General features: G+C 71.5%; 10 protein-coding genes. 6 read left to right on the forward strand and 4 right to left on the reverse strand.

Going from position 1 to position 15286, the window contains the following annotated elements; genetic code table 11:
- Positions 1 to 3: 3 nt before the first annotated feature.
- On the reverse strand, positions 4 to 1206 hold the full coding sequence (locus tag BGO91_RS13435; RefSeq protein ID WP_290473249.1) for a low temperature requirement protein A: 1203 nt from the start codon (positions 1204 to 1206) through the stop codon (positions 4 to 6).
- An 18-nt stretch (positions 1207 to 1224) separates the two neighbouring features.
- Here BGO91_RS13435 and BGO91_RS13440 point away from each other — a divergent pair, with 18 nt between their 5' ends.
- From BGO91_RS13440 to BGO91_RS13450, 3 genes are all read left to right on the forward strand, one after another.
- Positions 1225 to 1647 carry a VanZ family protein gene (locus tag BGO91_RS13440; RefSeq protein WP_290473250.1) on the forward strand — a complete coding sequence of 141 codons (423 nt, stop codon included), beginning with the start codon at positions 1225 to 1227 and terminating at the stop codon, positions 1645 to 1647.
- A 94-nt stretch (positions 1648 to 1741) separates the two neighbouring features.
- Positions 1742 to 2500: a fructosamine kinase family protein gene (locus BGO91_RS13445; protein ID WP_290473364.1), complete on the forward strand. Its 759-nt coding sequence runs from the start codon at positions 1742 to 1744 to the stop codon at positions 2498 to 2500.
- A 267-nt stretch (positions 2501 to 2767) separates the two neighbouring features.
- Positions 2768 to 5062 (forward strand): polyribonucleotide nucleotidyltransferase, encoded by a 2295-nt coding sequence (locus BGO91_RS13450; RefSeq protein ID WP_290473251.1) that lies wholly within the window; start codon positions 2768 to 2770, stop codon positions 5060 to 5062.
- A gap of 393 nt (positions 5063 to 5455) precedes the next feature.
- On the opposite strand, the gene BGO91_RS13455 is transcribed toward BGO91_RS13450, so the two are convergent.
- The 3 genes from BGO91_RS13455 to BGO91_RS13465 form a co-directional block, all read right to left on the reverse strand.
- Positions 5456 to 6067, reverse strand: a complete 612-nt coding sequence (locus BGO91_RS13455) for a DJ-1/PfpI family protein (RefSeq protein ID WP_290473252.1) — start codon at positions 6065 to 6067, stop codon at positions 5456 to 5458.
- Between the two features lie 34 nt (positions 6068 to 6101).
- A complete protein-coding gene (locus BGO91_RS13460; RefSeq protein WP_290473253.1) occupies positions 6102 to 10850 on the reverse strand; it encodes a hypothetical protein in 4749 nt (1582 codons plus the stop codon).
- 262 nt (positions 10851 to 11112) lie between these two features.
- Positions 11113 to 11571, reverse strand: a complete 459-nt coding sequence (locus tag BGO91_RS13465; protein WP_290473254.1) for an Lrp/AsnC family transcriptional regulator — start codon at positions 11569 to 11571, stop codon at positions 11113 to 11115.
- A 208-nt stretch (positions 11572 to 11779) separates the two neighbouring features.
- Between BGO91_RS13465 and pdhA the strand changes: the two genes are divergently transcribed.
- Genes pdhA through BGO91_RS13480 form a run of 3 tightly spaced genes read left to right on the forward strand, consistent with a single transcriptional unit; the run spans position 11780 to position 15272 of the window.
- The gene (gene pdhA / locus BGO91_RS13470; protein ID WP_290473365.1) at positions 11780 to 12907 is read left to right on the forward strand and encodes a pyruvate dehydrogenase (acetyl-transferring) E1 component subunit alpha; all 1128 of its coding nucleotides are present in this window, start codon (positions 11780 to 11782) and stop codon (positions 12905 to 12907) included.
- On the forward strand, positions 12904 to 13914 hold the full coding sequence (locus tag BGO91_RS13475) for an alpha-ketoacid dehydrogenase subunit beta (protein ID WP_290473255.1): 1011 nt from the start codon (positions 12904 to 12906) through the stop codon (positions 13912 to 13914). Before pdhA ends, BGO91_RS13475 begins: the two co-directional genes overlap by 4 nt.
- Complete coding sequence (locus tag BGO91_RS13480) at positions 13914 to 15272, forward strand: dihydrolipoamide acetyltransferase family protein (protein WP_290473256.1); 1359 nt, start codon at positions 13914 to 13916, stop codon at positions 15270 to 15272. Before BGO91_RS13475 ends, BGO91_RS13480 begins: the two co-directional genes overlap by 1 nt.
- The last annotated feature ends 14 nt before the right edge of the window (positions 15273 to 15286 follow it).

The raw sequence follows: 15286 nt of genomic DNA on the forward strand, positions 1-15286 counted from the left end.
CGGTCAGACGGTCTCCGGCGCGTCTCCGGCTGCCTTCCGTGCGGCGATCGCCCGGTCGACGAGCGTCGCGGCGACGAGCGCGGCCGCGACCACCGCGATCCCGATCACGACGCCCACCAGGCCGATGAGCGGCGATGCAAGGGGGAGCACCAGCACGAGGATGATCGCCGCCGCCGTCTTGAGCGGCCGGATGACGACCTCCGGCACCAGCGGTGCGTGCAGCACGTAGAGCATGAGCAGGAACACCGCGACCGGGATGGCGACCGCGTACTCGACGGCGGTGTCGGACGCGCCGTGGTGCTCCGCTCCCGCCTGCACCGCGACCTCCAGCCCCGCCCCGAGCGCCGCCAGCGCGGCGAACACGAAGAAGTGCCCGTAGCCCCAGTAGAAGGCCCGCCCGCGCTTGCTCGACAGACCCTCGCCCGCCGGCTCGAGGAAATACAGCCACCAGAGCGCGAACAGCAGCACGAGGCCCGCGACGGCGATGGCGACCAGCGCGCCGGACACGCCGTGCGCGGCGAGACCCTTCTGCACGCCGATGGCCGAGGCCGAGACGGACTCCCCGAGCACGATGATCGTGAACAGCCCGTAGCGCTCGGCGATGTGGTGCGGATGCCAGGAGGTCATCCCCGTGCGCTCCGCCCATAGCGGCACCGACAGCTCCAGCACGACGCCGAGCAGGAAGAGCCACGGACGCATCCCGGGCGGCAGGAAGCCCCAGGCGACCCACAGCAGCTGCACCGCCGCGACGCCGCTCGCGTACCGCACCGCGGTGGTGCGGCCCTCCGCGTGCTCGACGGCGGCCCGGACCCACTGCCCGACCAGGGCGAGCCGCATGATGAGGTAGCCGACGATGATCGCGGTGAAGTCGGACTGCGCGAACGCGGCGGGCACACCGGCGGCGAGCACCAGCACGCCGCCCATCTGGACGAGCGTCATCAGCCGGTACGGCACGTCGTCCGTGTCGTAGGCGGACGCGAACCAGGTGAAGTTCATCCACGCCCACCAGATGGCGAAGAACACCATCAGGTACGGGCCGAGCTTGTCGAACGCGTGCCCGGCCTCGCCCGCGTGGGCGAGCTGCGAGGCGACCTGCGCGATGGCCACGACGAACGTCAGATCGAAGAGCAGCTCGAGCGGGCTGGAGACGCGATGGCGCTCCTCCGTCGAGCGACCGGACATCGGGATGCGGAACGCGATGCTCATGTGCGCAAGCATAGGAGGATGCCCCGTCGCATCCTGGCCGCCGTCACCCTCGTGTACCTGCTCGTCGTCGCGTGGATCACGCTGAACCCGTTCCCGCCGGACCCGCACGGCAACCGCCTGCTCACGTCGCTGCTCGCGCTGTTCGCCGAGACCCCGCTGCTGGCCTGGGTGACCTACGACGTCGTCGAGTTCAGCGCGAACATCCTGATGTTCGTGCCGATGGGGGTGCTGCTCACTCTGCTGCTCGGCCGCGACCACTGGTGGCTCGCCCTCGCCCTCGGCGTCGTCGCGACCCTCACCATCGAGTTCGTGCAACTGTTCCTGCCGGCACGCTTCAGCGACCCGCGCGACCTCCTGTCGAACACCCTAGGCACCCTCGTCGGCATCGCGATCGTGCACTTAGCATCCCCCGCCCACCACAAACCCACCCCCGCCCCGTAGCCCGCGAGCACAGGAAAAGTGCTTCGTTCTGCGCATGGAACGAGCACTTTTCCTGTGCTCGCGGGCCACGGGTAGCGTGGAGCGGGTGGAGACGATGGTGAAGGAGCGTGGTGGCGCGCCTGAGCGGTTCTTCGAGGCGGAGGCCGCGGGGTTGCGCTGGCTCGCCGCGGCCGAGGGCGGGGGAGGCGCGCGTATCGTCCGCGTCGCGTCCGTCGAGCCGGGCCGCATCGAGCTGGAGCGCATCGCCGAGGCGCGACCCACGGCGGAGGACGCCCGGGCGTTCGGCGCCGCACTCGCCGCGACGCACGCCGCCGGGGCCGCCGCGTTCGGCGCTCCGCCGGACGGCTGGGACGGCCCGCTCTACATCGGCCGGCGCCCGCTGCCCGTCGCCCACGAGATGTCGTGGGGCCGCTTCTACGCGAGAGACCGCGTGCAGCCGTACCTCGACATCGCGGTGGAGGCCGGGGGCGTCACGGCCGCGCAGCTGCCCGCGATCCGGGAGGCGGTGGAGCGCGTCGCCTCGGGCGAGCTCGACGACGACGAGCCTCCCGCGCGCCTCCACGGCGACCTCTGGAACGGCAACGTGCTCTGGTCAGCCGACGGTGCCGTCCTGATCGACCCGGCCGCGCACGGCGGCCACCGCGAGACCGATCTCGGGATGCTCGCGCTCTTCGGCCTCCCGTTCCTGGACGACGTGCTGGCGGGCTACGACGCCGCGCGCCCGCTGCGGCCCGGCTGGCGCGAGCGCATCCCGCTGCACCAGTTGCACCCGCTCGCCGTGCACGCCGCCGGCCACGGACCGGCCTACGGGCGGGCGCTCGCCGAGGCCGCACGCGCCACGCTCGCGCTCTGACCGCCGGACGGAGGGGCGCGACTGATAGGATGCTCGTGGTCGGCTGTGTGCCGACCGCCGGAGCAGGCTGGCAGGAGCTGGTCCTCGGTGGTGGTATCCGGATGCGCGACGAGCGCAGCCGTGTATTTCTACTGATGGCCAGACGGGCTCAGCCCACGCACCCGCATGGGATGCCGCGTACACGTCGGACGTGTCGATCTGCCTGCTCGCTCCTTGGAGAGTCGCGCCCACACGGGGCCGCGACGTTAAACAAAGGAGAAAGACCTCTTGGAAGGTCCCGAAATCAAATTCGCCGAAGCCGTGCTCGACAACGGCCGCTTCGGCACCCGCACCGTCCGGTTCGAGACCGGACGCCTCGCCCAGCAGGCGCAGGGCGCCGTGGCCGCGTACCTCGACGAGGAGACGATGCTGCTGAGCGCGACGAGCGCCAGCAAGCACCCGAAGGACAACTTCGACTTCTTCCCGCTGACCGTCGACGTGGAGGAGCGCTCCTACGCCGCCGGCAAGATCCCCGGCTCGTTCTTCCGTCGTGAGGGCCGCCCCTCGACCGAGGCGATCCTCGTCTGCCGTCTGATCGACCGCCCGCTGCGCCCCTCGTTCGTCGAGGGCCTCCGCAACGAGGTCCAGATCGTCATCACCGTCCTGAGCATCGCCCCGGACGAGTTCTACGACGCTCTCGCGATCAACGCGGCCAGCGCCTCCACCCAGATCTCCGGTCTGCCGTTCTCCGGCCCGATCGCGGGTGTGCGCCTGGCGCTCATCCCCGGCAACGGCCAGCACGCCGACCAGTGGATCGCGTTCCCGAAGGCCTCGCAGCTCGAGGAGGCCGTCTTCGACCTCACCGTCGCGGGCCGCGTCCTCACCAACGCGGACGGCTCCGAGGGCGACGTCGCGATCATGATGGTCGAGGCGGAGGCCACCGAGCACAGCTGGAACCTCATCCAGGGCGGCGCCGTCAAGCCGAACGAAGAGGTCGTCGCACAGGGCCTGGAGGCGGCGAAGCCGTTCATCCGCCAGCTCGTCGGCGCCCAGAACGTCATCGCGCAGCAGTCCGCGAAGGCGATCGCCGACTACCCGGTGTTCCTGCCCTACTCGAAGGAGACCTACGACAACGTCGCCGGCCTCGCCTACGACGAGCTGGTGAACGTCTACCAGATCGCCGACAAGATCGAGCGCCAGAACGCCGACGACGCCCTCAAGGAGCGCGTCAAGGCGGCCCTCACCGAGAAGGTGGAGGCGGGCGTCCTCGACTCCGAGGTCCTCACCCAGTTCTCGGCGGCCTACAAGTCCGTCTCGAAGGTGGTCATGCGCGGCCGTGTGCTGCGCGAGGGCATCCGCATCGACGGTCGCGGCCTGACCGACATCCGTCCGCTCGACGCTGAGGTGCAGGTCATCCCGCGCGTCCACGGCTCGGCGATCTTCCAGCGCGGCGAGACCCAGATCCTGGGCGTCACCACGCTGAACATGCTCAAGATGGAGCAGCAGATCGACTCGCTGTCGCCGGTCACCAAGAAGCGCTACCTGCACCACTACAACTTCCCGCCCTACTCGACCGGTGAGACCGGCCGGGTCGGTTCGCCGAAGCGTCGCGAGATCGGGCACGGCTTCCTCGCCGAGCGCGCCCTCGTGCCGGTGCTGCCGAGCCGCGACGAGTTCCCCTACGCGATCCGCCAGGTGTCCGAGGCTCTCGGCTCCAACGGCTCGACGTCGATGGGCTCCGTCTGCGCCTCCACCCTGTCGCTGCTCAACGCCGGTGTGCCGCTGCGCGCCCCGGTCGCCGGCATCGCCATGGGCCTGATCTCCGACGTCGTCGACGGCGAGACCCGCTACGCGGCCCTCACCGACATCCTGGGCGCCGAGGACGCGCTGGGCGACATGGACTTCAAGGTCGCCGGCACGAGCGAGTTCGTCACGGCGATCCAGCTCGACACCAAGCTCGACGGCATCCCCTCGGAGGTCCTCGCGGGTGCGCTGACGCAGGCGAAGGATGCTCGCACGACCATCCTGAGCGTGCTCAACGCCGCGATCGACGCGCCGGACGAGATGGCCCCGACCGCGCCGCGCGTGATCTCGGTCCAGATCCCGGTCGACAAGATCGGCGAGCTGATCGGCCCGAAGGGCAAGACGATCAACGCCATCCAGGACGAGACCGGCGCCGACATCTCCATCGAGGAGGACGGCACCGTCTACATCGGCGCCGTCGACGGCCCGTCGGCCGAGGCCGCTCGCGCCCAGGTCAACGCGATCGCGAACCCGACCAACCCGGAGATCGGCGAGCAGTTCCTCGGAACCGTCGTCAAGATCGCCGCGTTCGGTGCGTTCGTCTCGCTCCTGCCGGGCAAGGACGGCCTGCTGCACATCTCCGAGGTGCGCAAGCTCGCCGGTGGCAAGCGCGTCGAGAACGTCGAGGACGTGCTCGGCGTCGGCCAGAAGATCCTTGTGGAGATCACCAAGATCGACGACCGCGGCAAGCTCTCGCTCGCCCCGGTGATCGCCGACGAGGCCGACACGCACGGCCGCGACGCCGCTTCCGAGGGCCCCTCGGAGCCGGCGGAGGGCTGATCCCCGCTCGCTGATCCAGCACGCGAAGGCCGCGCCGACCTCTGGTCGACGCGGCCTTCGCGCGTTCTGGCCGCCGAGGCGGCGGACAGTTCGCCGTCTCGGTGCCGGTCAGTCGCGGGTGAGGAGGGGGCGCAGGCGGAACGGTCGGGAGGCGCTCGTGCGCAAGGCCGCGCAACTGCTCGACGGTGCCCCGCCGGAGTTCGCGTTCGTCGCCGACGGCCCCGCCTACGTCGGCCAGGCGACCGGCGCGCTCGCCTGGGCGTTCGGCCCGCTCGGGGCTCCGATCGCGCGGGGTATCGACATCATCGCCGTGCGCGACGGCCGGCGTCGAGCTGCGGACCCTGATCGTGGATCCCGCCGAGGGCTGACACGCTCCGGCGCCGTGTCGCGGCGTCAGACCAGGCCGTGCCGCCGTGCGAACGGGTCCCAGCCGGAGTCCATGTGCACCTCGAGCTCGACGAGTGTCGCGACGTCGTCGGCGACCCGCTCGCCGTGGAGGTGCCGGATGAGCGCGGCGGTCATGTCCATCCCCGCGGCGACCCCCGACGACGTCCAGCGGTTGCGATCCTCCACCCAGCGCGCCTCCGGCACCCACGTGACATCGTCCCCGTGCGTGGTCGCCCACGCGAACGCGTTCTTGTTGGAGGTGGCGCGATACCCCTCCAATAGACCCGCCGCCGCCAGCACGGCCGAGCCGGTGCACACCGAGGACACGATCTCGGCCGGCGCGGCGAACTCCCGCAGCCAGGCGAGGAAGGCGCGATCGCCGACCAGGCCGCGCGTCCCCATCCCGCCGGGAACCAGCACGATGTCGGGAGTCGTGGCGTCGGCGTCGCCCTGCTGCGCCGCGATCTGCGCGCCCTGCGAGCTGCGGACCAGACCGCCGGCGGCAGGCCCCAGGTACTCGATCTCGAACAGGTCGGTGGCGGTGCCGAGCAGCTCCACCGGCCCGAAGACGTCCAGCAACTCGAATCCCTCGAAGAGCACGATCCCGACACGGCGCATGGGGCGATCCTATGACGGGCGGCGCCGCTCGGGATCAGCGCAGGGCCAGGATCGACAACGCGATCGTGCGAACGTCGTTGATGCGTTTCTCGTAGCGGGCGGCGACGGCGATCAGGATGGCGCCACCCGCACCGAGCCACAGCCACCACGGGACGGCGCCGTACGCGGCCGAGATCCACGGCCACAGCTGCGCGACACCGTGCACCAGCAGCACGACGGAGCCGATCACGAACGGTGCTTGCAGCTTGCACCGAAGCCCGACGAGGACGGTGAGCAGCGCCAATATGCCGAGACCGGTGACACGCCAGAGAGGGCTCGCGGTGAGATCGGCCAGCAGCGACGGCAGCAGAAGGACCAGGATTCCGGGTCCGAGGGCCGACCACGAACGCACCTGCTCCGAGCGGTGGAGGCGCAGTGCCCCGGCGATGATCAGTGCCGCCGCGAGAGGGACGGAGAGAAGCTCGACGGCGTCCACCCGCGATTGGACGAGTGCGAGCAGCGCCACCGCGCTCGCGCCCCCGAAGGCGATCCAACCGGAGACCGGTGTGAGCGGTGGACGTCGGAGCCAGAATCCCGTGACGGAGACGGCGGCGAGCACCCACACGGTCAGAATCGCCCGTGGGGTCGACAGCTCTCCGAACAGGATCATGCTCAGTTCGGCGACGGTCGTTCCGATGAGCGCCGTGGCCAGCAGCGCGGCGGCCGCGCGTTCGGTCCAGGCGCCGATGCGCTCCGCACAGGTGGAGAGCACGGACGCGACGACGACGAGGGTGGCGGCGACAGGGAGCAGCCACGCTTCGAACGCGCCATCCGTCTCGTGCGCAGCGCGGATCCCCGCCGCGATGACTGCGGTGACGAGCGCGAGACCCAGTTGGACGATCGCCACGGTGCGCCAGCGCTCCACCGTGAGCGCCACGGCGGAGCCGATCGCTGTGGCGCAGCTCAGCGTGACCAGAAGGATGGCGCGCAGTGCGGGCTCGTCCGTCACCACGAAGAGCTCCGGCAGGGCGATCAGCGCGAATCCAGCCGGGACGAGGATGAGCGCCATCCGCTGTGCCGCTGCGCTCAGCGGGCCGCGCGGACGCTGGGCCGCGGCACCTGCTGCCACGAGGATCGTCGCGCCGACGATGAGCCACACATCGAATGCGACCGTCGACTGCGCGGCGCATCGTGTGCTTCCGATGACGCGAGCGAGTGCGGCGACGACGATGACGTCGCCACCGCCGAGGATCGAGACCAGCTCGACGCCCTTCGGCAGGCGAAGAAGGCCGGGGCGCCAGACGAGGGTGACGGACACGACGGCGAATCCCACCGCGAGCACGACGATCGTCCGCACGGGACTGCCCGTCGCGCCGAGAACCGCCGATGGGAGAAGACCCGTGACGAGGCCGAGTGCCCAGAAGGTCCGGACAGGCCAGCTGCGCATCGCCGTTCTGGGCGGGGCGAGAATCCCCGCAGCGAGGAAAGCCAGACCCAGAGGGACGCTCATCCATTCGATCGGATCGGGGCGTCCGACGACGATTGCCGCCGTTGTCGTGGCCATCGCGAGTCCCAGCGAGCTGAGGGCGACCCCGGCGCTCAGAGGCGCGCGGCCGATCCGGACAGCGGCGACGAAGAGCCCGCTCAGGGCGATGACGGCGACGATCGTGCGAACCCCGGCCCCACCGAGGAGGGCGACGACCACCTCGAGCAGGGCGTACAGCGTCGCTGCGATGACGACGGTCGTGGAAGCGCAGGCGCCGTACCACCGGGGAGCCGAGAGGGAGATTCCCTCCTGATCCGCGGCGGATGATCGCAGCATCAGGAAGGACGCACACACCGCGACAGCGATCGCTCCGAGAGGCCACGCGTCGGCGGGCGTGAAATCGGCGGACGCGGTGAGCACCCGAGCGAAGCCCCGCTCGGTGGCGACGAGGAGGATGGCGACGATGCCCGCACCGACGCAGGCGTCCAATACGCGCACGCCAGGGCTGTGACGGCGTGGAAGCGCGCTGCCGACGGCCAGGACGGCGCCGGCGACCCCGATGACGACCGGTCGGTACTCCGCGGTCGCCGGCCCCGCGAGCGCGAGCGGAACGGCCGCGACCAGAAGCCCGCCGAGGACCAGAAGCGCGGCGGGGCCTGTCCTCGCCGTTGCGTCAGGCAGGGCCGCACGCCTCCGTCGGTCGGTGAGGCGAATCAGGCCGGCGATCACAAGGAGCGCGGCCGACACGGGCAGGACGTAGGGCTCCGGTGTGCCGGCTCCGGAAACGGCGAGTTGCGTCCACAGGCCGGCGGTTGCGAGGGCGAGAGCGAGCCAGCCGAGATGGCGCCGCCATGAACGGGATGCGAACAATCCGTCTCGCTCGATGGCGCTCACGAGTGCCCCGGCCGCGAGCACGAAGAGCACCGACGAGAGCGGCTCCGGGCCGTACTGCGTCCCGAGTCCCGCCCCTGTCAGGGCTCCGAGCATCGCACAGCTCGCGGTGAGGACGGCACCCGCCTCCAGCTCTCCACGGAGACCTGCCTGCGGCCACAGGATCGCGACGATGGTCGAGACCGACGCGACGCCCGTCGCGACGAGAGCGGGCACGAGGAAGATCGCGGTGCCCGATGACGCGACACCGAACAGGGAGAGGGCGCCGCCCACGACGGCCCACAGCAGCGGAGCGAACGCGACCGCGGCGATGCGTCGAGGTAACGGCGGTTCGACATTCCGCGGATGAAGCACCCACAGACCGACGGCGAGGAGCGCCACGATCTCGCCCGCCAGAGCGACCGTGGAGGATCGGGAGGACACCCGCGACGCCATACCCAGCGCATGCAGAGAAATCGCGCCTGCGGCGGGTGCGGCGAACATGAGGAACGAGGCGACAGGCTCCCGCCGGGTGAGGCCGGGACACGGCAGGGCGACGATGAGTGAACCCACGGCGCACCCGCAGATCGTGGAGGCGGCGACGAGATCCCACAGATCGGCGGGTGGCGACGACTGTGTGAAGGCGATGGGCAGCTGGGCGGAGCCGACGACGACGGCCATCGCGGCCGCCAGAGAGAACGCCAGTCGGCGATCGTGCGAAGGATCACGGTGCACGCGGAGGCGCCCGATCGAGAGCAGAGCGGCGACCAGGACGAGCGATGCAACGAGCCAGAGGGCCGGCGAAGCGACCGCGGTGAGCCAGCCCAGAACCAGGCTGGTCGTGCCGACCGTGAGCGCGAGCACACGGAAGCGGGGTGCGACCGTGTCCGCCCGCAGAAGAGCACCCAGAGCGAGAACACCGACGACGAGGTACAGGCTGACGATGACGGTCCGCTCTCCGGTGAACGGGATGGCGACCATCGCGAGGCCGGAGAGCGTCGCCGCGAGTGCGATGCTCCGAGCCGCAGCGACCCGGCCGAGCCACCACGAGGCGCCGATCACGAGGGCGGCGACGACGAGGGCGATCAGACCCAGCACGGAGCGCTCCGATATCGTCGCGGGTTGGACGGGAAGGTCCTTCCACCAATCGGGCTGCCTTGTGAGCATTCGAATCAGCGGGTGCAGTGCCTCGACGGACGGCAGGAGCGTGTTCAGGCCGCCCACAATGGCCGCCGCGAAGGCGGCAGTGGGTGCGGCGACACGAATCGCCTCGGCGGCGAACCGGCGCCCGCTCGCGTCGAAGGCTCCGACGATCGCGGCCGCCGCGATCGTCGGAGCGACGATCCAGAAACGCGTGTCCCCCAGTCGGAACGCGACGAGCACCGTGGCGCTGGCGAGCGCCGTCCCCGCCACGGCCCCGGCGGTCCTTCCGGCCGCCATCGCGACGGTGGCCGATCCTGGCCAGCCGATCACGGCAGCGGCGTGGGGAGCGAGTGCGAGCGCGAGTGTCCCGAGAAGCCAGGCGGGCGCCCAGGCCGGCCCAGGTGCGGCGAACGGGGCGGCGATCAGTGCGGTCAGTGCCGCGAGCAGCGCCGCGACCAGGAGGGACGAGCGCTCGATCGCGAGCCCCTCCGTCCGCCAGGTCGCCCGGTGGATGAGCGTGCCGAGCAGGGCGGCGATCGCGCCCCAGAAGACCCCGTCCCCGCTGGGGTGCAGCACGCCGATCGAGCCGAGGAGCCCCGCTGTGGCCAGCCCCAGCCCGACCGGGAGAGCCGGGAAGGCGACGACGCTCGCCGCCCGGATGCGGCTCAGCGCGAACCAGCCGAGCAGCATCCCTGCGGAGGCCATGATGGCGACACCCCAGTAGAGGAGCGCATCGGGCTGACCAGCGCCGAAGACGTCGTTGGCGCGCACGGCGAGGATGTCGAGCCCGACCAGGACGACGCCGAGTGCCCCCAGCCCCTCCGCGGTACTGGTGAGCCCGCGCCGGCGCAGGAACGTCGCGACTCCGAGGACCGAGATCGTGACAGCGGCGACGACGACCGATCGGAAGACGAGTCCGGCGACGATCCAGGCCACGGTGAGGAAGAAGATCGCCGCCACTCCGACCAGCGAGACACCGACGATCAGGAGGGCGATCTGAACGCTCGAGTGCCTGCGGGTCGGGGGAGCGTCAGGCTCTGCTGTCGGCTCGGCATCGGAGAGGGGCCAGGGGAAGCCGTGCGGCGGAGGCTCCGGGGTCGGGACGGTCGGCGGGATCGCGGGTGCCGTCGTGGGACGTGACGGCAGAGACTCCGTCACGGAGTCCTGCTGCGCCTGCCGCGTGCGCTCCGCGACCATCGCCTGCAGCTCGTCCCGTGCCCGCCTGGCCTGCACGTTCTCGACCCGGATCCGGGCGATCAGATCCGCTCTCTTCTGCATGAGGGCGTGCGCTTCGAACGATGCCATCCGTACGTGCTCGGCTGTCGGCGTGGCGAGATCGAGGCCGCAGACGGCGCAGGAGGTCAGCGCGAGCGGTGCGAAGCACGCGGGACATTTCGTGAAGTCGGTGAGGTCGGTGGCCGTCGGCGGCCACAGGGGAGTCGTGGCGGTGTCGCCGAAGGGTTTCCGTCATGCCCGTCTTTCGTCGCCGCTGTGAGCGGTGGATCGAGTCCCTTCACTCTGACAGGACGACGCGATGGTTACCTCCGTGCATGCACGGATCTGCAATTCAAGGTTTCAGCAGCGGCCGCAAGCGGTATGGGATCAGCTCGCCCATGTCGAGCGAGGTCTCGGCGCGGACGACGCCCTCGGTGGACTGGATGGCGCCGGTGATGCGGAACAGGTCCTCCGCGTCGCGCGCCAGCACACGCAGGAGCAGGTCGGAGGACCCGGAGAGCCCGTGCGCCTCCACGATCTCCGGGATCCCGGTGAGGTGCTCGACGATCGCGGCGAGCAGCTGCTGCTGCACGTGGACCGTCACGTAGGCGGCCAGCGGATATCCGGCGGCGCGGGCGTCGATGCGCCGCTCGAACGACAGGAACGCGCCGCTGCGCTCCAGCTCGGCGAGCCGCGCCTGGACCGTGTTGCGGCTGAGGCCGAGGCGGTCGGCGAGGGAGACGTTGGTCGACCGCGGGTCGTCCGCGAGGGCGACGAGGATGCGGCGGTCGGTGCTGTCGAACGTGCGCATAGTGTGAAAGGTAGCACCGGAGCCGCGTCCCGGATAGGGCAGTCTGCACGGTCGACACGCCGCTGGTTGTGCGTCCTGATCGCACAGCGTAGCCTTCCGATTACTTCCGGCAAAGGGGCCGGAGGCCGGAGCGGCCCGTCACGAGCGAGCCGCCCCGGGCATGAGAGTGAAGGTTGCGTGAACCGTGACGATCGACAATCAGCCTGGTGTGCACCTCGGCCGCGATGGCGGCCTCGACGACGTGCGACTCCCCGCGGGAGCCGACACCGTCCAGCTCCTGACGCCGACGGGGGAGCGGCTGAGCGACGACCGCTATGACGCGTGGGTCTCCGACATCGGCCCCGACCAACTGCTCGACCTCTACGAGGACATGGTGGTCATCCGCCGCATCGACGCGGAGGCCACCGCTCTGCAGCGCCAGGGCGAGCTCGGCCTGTGGCCGCCGCTGCTCGGGCAGGAGGCCTCCCAGATCGGCTCCGGGCGCGCGCTGCGCTCCGACGACTTCGTCTTCTCCAGCTACCGCGAGCACGGCGTCGCCTACTGCCGCGGTGCGGGCCTCGTCGACCTGCTGCGCGTGTGGCGCGGCACGACCCAGAGCGGTTGGAACCCGTACGACATCAACATGGCGACCCCGCAGGTCATCATCGGCGCGCAGACCCTGCACGCCACGGGATACGCGCTCGGCATCCAGGCCGACGGCACGGATGCGGTCGCGGTCGCCTACTTCGGCGACGGCGCGACGAGCGAGGGCGATGTGAGCGAGGCCCTGATCTTCGCCGCCACCTATGCCGCCCCGGTCGTGTTCTTCTGCCAGAACAACCAGTACGCGATCTCGGAGCCGGTCGGGCTGCAGGCGCAGCGGCCGATCGCCGAGCGCGCCCCCGGCTTCGGCGTGCCGAGCATCCGCGTCGACGGCAACGACGTGCTCGCCGTGCTCGCGGCCTCCCGTGCCGCCCTCGACCGCGCCCGCTCGGGAGGCGGCCCGACCTTCATCGAGGCCGTCACCTACCGGATGGGGCCGCACACCACGGCGGACGACCCCACCCGCTACCGCGACCCGTCCGAGCTGGACGAGTGGCGCGGCCGCGACCCGATCTCCCGGGTGGAGGCGCACCTCGACGCCCAGGGGCGCCTCGACGAGGAGCGCCTCACGCGCATCCACGCGAAGGCCGACGCCGTGGCCGCCGAGATGCGCGCGGGCTGCCTGGCCCTGCGCGACCCGGAGCCGCTCACGGTCTTCGACAACGTCTACGCCGAGCCGCACACCGGCATCGCGCGCCAGCGGGACCACTACTCGCGCTACCTGCGCACGTTCGTCGGGGGTGACGGACGGTGACCACCCTGACCATGGCGAAGGCCATCAACGCGGGCCTGCGCAAGGCGCTCGCGGGAGACCCGCACGTGGTGCTGATGGGGGAGGACATCGGCACGCTGGGCGGGGTGTTCCGGGTGACCGACGGACTCCAGACCGAGTTCGGCCCGCGCCGGGTGATGGATTCGCCCCTGGCCGAGTCGGGCATCCTGGGCACCGCCGTCGGGATGGCGTACCGCGGGTACCGCCCGGTGGTCGAGATCCAGTTCGACGGATTCATTTACCCGGCGTTCGACCAGATCGTCAGCCAGGTGGCGCGGATGCACTACCGGACAGACGGCGCCGTGCGGATGCCGATCACGATCCGCGTGCCGTTCGCCGGCGGGATCGGTGCGGCCGAGCACCACTCCGACTCGCCCGAGGCGTACTTCGCCCACGCGGCGGGGCTGCGCGTCGTGAGCCCGTCCGATCCGCAGGACGCGTACACGCTCATCCAGCAGGCCATCGCCTCCGACGACCCCGTGCTCTACTTCGAGCCGAAGCGCCGCTACCACGCCAAGGGTGAGGTGGACGAAGCCGCCGCCCTGGCGGACGCGCGCCCGATGGGCACCGCTCGCGTCATGGCGACCGGCGGCGACGTGACCCTGGTGACCTACGGCGGCCTGGTGCAGCTGGCCAGGGATGCGGCCGTGGCGGCCGGCGACGAGGGCGTCTCCGTCGAGGTGATCGATCTGCGCTCGCTCTCGCCCCTCGACCTGGACACGGTCGTCGCCTCGGTGCGCAAGACCGGCCGGCTCGTGGTGACGCACGAGGCCGCGCTCTCCGGCGGACTCGGCGCGGAGATCTCGGCGTCGATCACCGAGCGCTGCTTCTACGAGCTCGAGCACGCGCCGGTGCGCGTCACCGGGCACGACATCCCCTACCCGGCCGCACGGCTGGAGTCGGCGCACCTGCCCGACCTCGACCGCATCCTGGACGGCATCGACCGCGTCATGGACCGGCCGAACTCCCTCTCGGGGGTGGAGGACTGATGGCGGTCAAGGATTTCGCCCTGCCGGATCTCGGCGAGGGCCTCACCGAGTCGGAGCTGGTGAGCTGGAAGGTCGCGGTCGGCGACAGCGTGCACCTGAACCAGATCATCGCCGAGGTGGAGACGGCCAAGGCGCTCGTCGAGCTGCCGGCGCCGTACGACGGTCGCGTGTCGCGCCTCTACGTCGAACCGGGGGTGACGGTCGCGGTGGGGGAGCCCCTCGTCGCGTTCGAGGTGGCGGGCGCGGAGCCAGAATCCGCTGACGGTCCTGACGGAGCGGGCGACCGCGCCGACGTGCCGGAACCGACGCTGGTCGGCTATGGCGCCCGTCCCGATGCGACGACCCGGCCCGCGCGCCGGGCCCGCCCCGGTCTGGCTCCGGCCGGACAGGCACGGGAGGCCGCCCCCGCGCGCGAGACCGCAGCGGCCGTCGCCCCCGCGCCCGCGGCAGCGCAGGCGGCCACCGCGACGGCCCTGGCCGAGCGTCCCCGCGCCACCCCGCCCGTGCGCAAGCTGGCCCGCGAGCGCGGCATCGACCTCGGGACCGTGACCGGGACCGGTGCGGGAGGTCCGGCGACGGCGGGCGGGTCGCACCGCCTTCCCGTCTCCGCGGCCCCGACTGCACCGGCGACACCGAGCGCACCGGCGACCGCGGACCGCGGCGACGTGCGCATCCCGATCCGCGGCGTGCGCAAGGCGACGGCCGAGGCGATGGTGCGCAGCGCGTTCTCGGCCCCGCAGGCGACGGTCTTCCTCACGGTCGACGTCACCGCGACGTCCGAGCTCGTCGAGCGGCTGCGCGCGCGCACCGCGGAGGGCGAGGCCAGGCCGGGCCTGCTCGCCGTCGTGGCCAAGGCCCTGTGCCTGGCGATCCGGCGCACCCCCGAGGTGAACGCCCGCTGGGACGACGACGCGCAGGAGATCGTGCAGTCGGGCGCCGTCCATCTCGGCATCGCCGCCGCGACCCCGCGCGGGCTGCTCGTGCCGGTGGTGCGGGATGCGGACCTGCTCCCGCTCACCGACCTCGCCGGCGCGATCCGCACTCTCGCGGAGACCGCCCGCTCGGGACGGACGGCTCCCGCCGACCTCTCCGGCAGCACCATCACGATCACGAACGTCGGCGTCTTCGGCGTCGACGCGGGCACGCCGATCGTGACGCCGGGGGAGGCTGCGATCCTGGCACTGGGTGCGGTGCGCCGTCAGCCGTGGGAGCACGACGGCGGCATCGCGCTGCGCGACGTGCTCACGCTGGCGCTCTCGTTCGACCACCGGATCGTGGACGGTCAGCAGGCGTCGATCCTGCTCGCCGATCTCGGCCGCATCCTGAACGACCCGGCGTCGGTGCTGGCGTTCGTCTGACCGGAGGGGTGCGT

It is taken from the genome of Leifsonia sp. 71-9 (genome assembly GCF_001898805.1).
In the GTDB taxonomy this organism is placed as follows: domain Bacteria; phylum Actinomycetota; class Actinomycetes; order Actinomycetales; family Microbacteriaceae; genus Leifsonia.

Coding starts and splice junctions, on each gene's coding strand:
- BGO91_RS13435 (WP_290473249.1), bottom strand. CDS start 1,206: ATGAGCATCGCGTTCCGCATCCCGATGTCCGGTCGCTCGACGGAGGAG.
- BGO91_RS13440 (WP_290473250.1), top strand. CDS start 1,225: ATGCCCCGTCGCATCCTGGCCGCCGTCACCCTCGTGTACCTGCTCGTC.
- BGO91_RS13445 (WP_290473364.1), top strand. CDS start 1,742: ATGGTGAAGGAGCGTGGTGGCGCGCCTGAGCGGTTCTTCGAGGCGGAG.
- BGO91_RS13455 (WP_290473252.1), bottom strand. CDS start 6,067: ATGCGCCGTGTCGGGATCGTGCTCTTCGAGGGATTCGAGTTGCTGGAC.
- BGO91_RS13460 (WP_290473253.1), bottom strand. CDS start 10,850: ATGGCATCGTTCGAAGCGCACGCCCTCATGCAGAAGAGAGCGGATCTG.
- BGO91_RS13465 (WP_290473254.1), bottom strand. CDS start 11,571: ATGCGCACGTTCGACAGCACCGACCGCCGCATCCTCGTCGCCCTCGCG.
- BGO91_RS13480 (WP_290473256.1), top strand. CDS start 13,914: ATGGCGGTCAAGGATTTCGCCCTGCCGGATCTCGGCGAGGGCCTCACC.